Source organism: Rhizobium sp. AC27/96 (assembly GCF_001692325.1).
Lineage (GTDB): Bacteria > Pseudomonadota > Alphaproteobacteria > Rhizobiales > Rhizobiaceae > Rhizobium.
Window position 1 is genome coordinate 1 of the sequence record NZ_LXKN01000072.1, and the last position, 1,390, is coordinate 1,390.

2 protein-coding genes are annotated in these 1,390 nt (G+C 55.4%); both read right to left on the reverse strand.

Annotation, left to right across the window (positions count from 1 at the left end; translation table 11 throughout):
* Positions 1-27 precede the first annotated feature (27 nt).
* Positions 28-681, reverse strand: a complete 654-nt coding sequence (locus A6U86_RS32215; protein ID WP_068400571.1) for a ChrR family anti-sigma-E factor — start codon at positions 679-681, stop codon at positions 28-30.
* Positions 678-1,390, reverse strand: a 713-nt coding sequence (locus tag A6U86_RS32220; protein WP_244510144.1) for a sigma-70 family RNA polymerase sigma factor, incomplete at its 5' end; no start/stop codon positions are given. The genes A6U86_RS32215 and A6U86_RS32220, both read right to left, overlap by 4 nt.

The window sequence follows — 1,390 nt, forward strand, 5'->3', positions numbered from 1 at the left end:
ATTTCAGCGCCAGCTTCTCGAATTGGCTCAAATTCCGACGAACGGCTGCAGCAATCTCCCGATAAAGCCACGGAAGTGGATTCGGCCTTCGATCGCTGCGAGGGAAATGCATTCGCCCTCGCTACCGATGATCGGGCTGTGATCTGTCTCATTGTCGCCTTCGACGAAGTCACCTGGAATATACCTGTTACCACCATCCGAAAAGGATCCGGACAACACCTGGGTGACCTCTAGATCAGAGTGTCCATGGGCAGGCATATGCTTGTTTGCTTTGACCTTGAGCAGAATGACATTCGCTTCAGGTGCATAAGGTACTGTGATTCGACTGAGCTTGACGCCCGGACCGACAGACCGCCATGGCCCGATGCCGCAATGGCTGAGTACCCTTGGAAGGACAATGCCGCCCATCGAGGCATCACCCGGTCGCGTTGCGCCCACGCTGATCTTTTGATCGTCTGTCTCCAGTTTCGCGAGTGCACGGTTGAGGGCTCCCGGAGAAAGCTCTTCCGGTTCGAGCCGCGCCAGGAACGCTCCTCCGACCGCCTCGAAATTCGCAACCTTCCTTCGGCAGGCGGGACAACCGCCAATATGGGCTGCAACTACGAGCGCAGGCCCGGCCGGCAAGTTGCCAGCTGCATAGCGCAAAAGCGTTTGATCACTGGGGTGATGAGTTGCAGTCATAGTGTCTCTTCAAGCATGGTCTTCAGCCTGACCAGCGCTCGCCTTATGCGTGATTTTACGGTGCCAAGCGGCAGGTCAAGCTCCTTCGCAATCTCCGAATGCGGGCTATCGCAGAAAAACGACAATCTCAGGATCGTTTCCTGCTCCGGGCTGAGAGCATGCATCGCGGTCCTTATCCTTTCCTCGTCCACCCTGACGAAAAGGAGTTCCTCGGGCGTTTGCTCGACTTCTTGAAAACTGCCTGCATCAGCCCCTGAAAACTTCGATGATTTCTGCTTGCGCTGGAAATCGATGCGCAGATTTCGAGCAATCGTGAAGATCCATGTTGCAGCACTGGCACGAGCAGGGTCGAAATAGGATGCCTTACGCCAGACTAGCAGCATGGCTTCCTGCGCTATCTCTTCTGCAAATTCCGGTGCCGAGCCGGTCCGCATCATGTAGGACTTAACTTTCGGGGCGGCCAGATTGAACAGTTCAGCAAAAGCTGTTCGATCCTGTCTCTGCGCAATGGCGAGAACAAGCTGGTTTGCGTCATCGGATGACAGGTTGTCGCGGCCCGATAGCCTCTTCACCGCCCGCCTCCCGGCAAACGCGACTTGGCGGGATGACCTTTTTGCGCAGTCAGTCTGCAACGCTGAAACATTCATCACCTTATACGACACGTCGAGACGCTTGGATCCCGTGATCCAATTCAAATAGAGTCTCGTAT

Excerpts from the sequence above, each read along its gene's own strand:
- A6U86_RS32215 (WP_068400571.1), bottom strand. The coding sequence starts at position 681 with ATGACTGCAACTCATCACCCCAGTGATCAAACGCTTTTGCGCTATGCA.